Source organism: Burkholderia latens (assembly GCF_902499045.1).
Lineage (GTDB): Bacteria > Pseudomonadota > Gammaproteobacteria > Burkholderiales > Burkholderiaceae > Burkholderia > Burkholderia latens.
The window spans coordinates 1-3,800 of sequence record NZ_CABVPL010000095.1 but is presented as its reverse complement, the minus strand read 5'-3'; the positions used below and the strand labels follow the sequence as shown (position 1 = coordinate 3,800).

The following is a 3,800-nucleotide window of genomic DNA, read 5'->3' as shown; positions in this document are numbered from 1 at the left end:
CGGGCGGCCCCGAGCCGGCGCTCGCGGCGCTCCGCCGCACGGTCGCGGCCGACCCGCAGGACACGAGCGCGGCGCTGGCGCTCGCGCGGCTGCTGAACCAGCGCGCCGACACGCGCGCGGAAGCGAACCGGATCGCGTGGTCGCTCGCGAAGCGTCCCGACGCCGACCACACGGAAGCGATGGCCGTGTGGCGGCGCGTGCTGCAGTCCGCCGGCGCCGATCCCGCGTATCGCGATGCGCTGCACGCGTATCTCGAACTCATGCCCGACGACACCGAATTCCGCGATCGCGTTGCCGCGCTCGACCAGCAGCGCGACGCGCAGCGGCGGCTCGAACGCGATCCCGACTACATCGCGCAGCAGCGCGGTCTGCAGGCGCTCGCACGCGGCGACCTGGCCGGCGCCGATCCGCTGCTCGAGCGCGCCGCGCGGGGGCGCTCGGGCGACGCCGATGCGCTCGGCGGGCTCGGCCTGCTGCGCCTGCGCGAGGGCCGGCACGATGAAGCACGCGCGCTGTTCGCGCGGGCCGCGACGCTGTCGACGGACCAGCGCGGCAAATGGCAGAGCCTGGCACGCACCGCGCAGTTCTGGGGGCTGCTCGCGCAGGGCCGCGCGGCGGCGTCGGCCGGGCGCGCACAGGATGCGGAGCGCGCGGCGCGTGCCGCGCTCGCGCTGCAGCCCGGCAGTCCCGATGCAAAGCTGCAACTCGCCGATGCGTTGCTCGCGCAGCACGACTGGGCTCGCGCGGAGCCGTTGCTGCGCGAACTGCTGGCCGCTCGCACGCCGACCCTGTCGGCCGTGCGCGACACCGCGCTGCTGTACGAAAACACCGGCCGCGCGGACCGCATCGGTCCGCTGCTCGACGCGCTGCAAGACCGCGTGACGGGCCGCGACGACCGCCGCGCGCTCGACGGGCTGCGCGCCGACGTACTCGCGAGCCAGGCGCGCGCGCTCGCGGACAAGGGCGAACGCGGGCCGGCCGCGCAACGTTACGAAGCGGCCGTGCGTGCGGCGCCCGATGCGCCGTGGACGCGCTTCGCGCTCGCTCGGCTGTATCGCGACATGGGCTTGCCGCAACTCGGCCGCACGGTGATGGACGACGGGCTCGCGTCGAGCGATACGCCCGAGATGCGCTATGCGACCGCGCTGTACCGCAACTCGCTCGACGACGTCGCCGGCGCGCAGGACGCGCTCGCGCGCGTCGACGACGCGCACCGCTCGGACGGCATGCGTGCGCTCGCGCGCAAGCTCGGCGCCGAACACGCGCTGGCCGATGCGCGCGGCGCGCTCGGCCGCGGCGATCGGGCGGCGTTCGCCGCGTCACTCGCGCATGCGCAGGCGAGCGCGCCGGACGATCCGGACATGCTGGCCGCGATCGGCGCGCAGTGGATCGAGGCGGGCGACCCCGAGCGCGGTCTCGCGCCGTTGCGCGACTGGATCGCCGCGCATCCGCGCGACGCCGATGCCGACGTGCGGCTGCGCTACGGCGACCTGCTCGGCAGCGCGGGCCGCGACGACACGCTCGCCGCGTGGCTCGACGCATTGCGCCGCGAACCGGCGCTGACGCCGGCCCAGACCGCGCGCATCGAGGATCAGTCGCTGCGGCTCGTGCTGCGGCAGACGGACGACGCGATCGCGCAGCAGGACTATGCGCGTGCGCGCACGCTGCTCGATCGGGCGAGCCCGGCCGGCCGCGCGGACAAGCGCTATGCGCTCGAACTGGCGGACCTCGAGCGCGCGCAGGGCCACTACGACGCTGCGCGCGACGCGCTCGCGCCGGTCGTCGCGCGCACGCCGGACGATGCCGATACGCAGCTCGCGCTCGCGCGCATCGACGAGGACAGCGGCCATCGCGCGGCCGCGCTCGCGCGCGTGCAGGCCGTGCTCGCGCGCACGCCGGACGACGACGTCGATACGCGCCTGTCGGTGGTGCGCAGGCTGAATGCGCTGCGCCGCACGGACGAAGCCGCCCAAGTGATCGATCCGCTGCACGCCGCGTATCCGGCGCGCGCCGACGTGACGGTCGCGGCCGGCCGTGTGGCCGAGGCGCAGGGCCGCTACGACGATGCCGCGTCGCTGTACCGGCTGTCGCTGTCGCAGGAACGCATGACCGGCGTGAGCGCGGGCCGCGACGGCCGCACGCCCGCGCAGGCCGCGTTCGCCGATCTCGAGCAACGGCGCGACCCGGAGATCGAGATCGGCTGGCTGCCCGCATACAAGTCGGGCGACGAAGGGGTGTCCGCCTACCGCGCGCAGCAGGTGCCGGTCTACATGCAGATGCCGGTGCGCTACGACGGGCACGCGTTTCTGCAGCTCGACACCGTACATCTGGACGCCGGCACGCTCGACACGAGCGACCCGAACGCGTATGCGCTGAAAACCTTCGGCACGTACGCGGCACTGCGCGCGCCGATCGGGTTGCCTGCGCCGTTCGCACCGAACCCGGCAGCCGCCGCGCTGATCGCGCATCCGCAGGGCGGCCTGCACCAGCCGGCGACGGGCGTCGCGCTCGGCGCCGGCTATCGGACCGACGCATGGCGCGTCGATCTCGGCACGTCGCCGCTCGGCTTTCCGGTGCATTACCTGGTCGGCGGCGTGCGCTATCGCTTCGACGCGGGCCCGGCGAGCTTCACCGTGAACGCGTCGCGCCGGCCCGAAACGAGCAGCGTGCTGTCGTATGCGGGGATGCGCGACCCGTGGACGGGCGCGGTGTGGGGCGGCGTGCGGCGCGACGGCGTGAACCTGCGCGCGGCGGTCGACGTCGGCCGCGTGAACCTGTTCGCGGAGCTCGGCGCCGGCGTGCTGTCCGGCCGCAACGTCGAGCGCAACGCGGAAGTGACGCTGCGCTCGGGGTTCACGGTGCCCGTGTACGAACGCGCGACGATGAAGGTCAGCACCGGACTCGTCGGCAATGCGTGGCACTACGCGCAGAACCTGCGCTACTACACGTACGGGCAGGGCGGGTACTACAGCCCGCAGCGCTACCTGTCGCTCGGCGTGCCGATCGAATGGGCCGGGCGGCGCGACGCGCTGTCGTGGGATTTGACCGTCACGGCCGGGATCTCGAACAGCTATGAAAAGGATTCGTTGTTCTACCCGACGCTGTCGGACCAGCGCGCCGCGCAGCAGGCGGCCGGGCTCGTCTACACGGGCAGTTCGACGCGCGGCGTGTCGTTCTCGTACGGCGTGAACGGTATCGTCGAGTATCGCGTGAATCCGCACCTGAGCGTCGGCGCGCAGCTGCACGTCGACCGGTCGCACGACTATGCGCCGAGCTCGGCGCTCGTCTATCTGCGCTATGCGTTCGATGCGCGCGCGCCACGCAGCTGGCTCGTCACGCCGACGCCGGTGCGGCTTTATTCGGATTACTAGGGTCTGCTTGCATATGGAACGTACGTGCGAATGCCCGAAATCGCTCGGAGGGCAAGAAGTGACGAGCGCCGTTTGGCCGAGCCAAACAAGTGACGAGCGACGCCGCCATACGGGCGATTTCGTGCATTCCGCTGGAAGGCGGTTTTCAATTTGGGGTTGCCACGAGAACGGCCGCTCGCCGCGTTGCGCTCCTTGCGGATACGTCAGTATTCGCGGCGTCACGCGCGTCGCGAGCGGCCGTTCTCGTGGCAACGCACGTGCGTTCCATATGCAAGCAGACCCTGGGGAGAACGCGTGAACACGGAACTCGATGCAACCCGTCCCGCGCTCGGCGCCGCCGGCCTGCTTGGCCGCCTGCGCACGCTGCTGCGCACCGGGCCGGCCGGCGGCCGCGCCGGCCCGTTGAGCCGGCTCGCGATCGACGGGCTG

Annotated in this window: 1 protein-coding gene; it reads left to right on the top strand. The window is 72.8% G+C overall.

Going from position 1 to position 3,800, the window contains the following annotated elements; genetic code table 11:
* The coding region (locus BSE24067_RS32005; protein WP_174904997.1) for a cellulose biosynthesis protein BcsC at positions 1-3,371 on the top strand (3,371 nt) is incomplete at its 5' end.
* Positions 3,372-3,800: the final 429 nt, after the last annotated feature.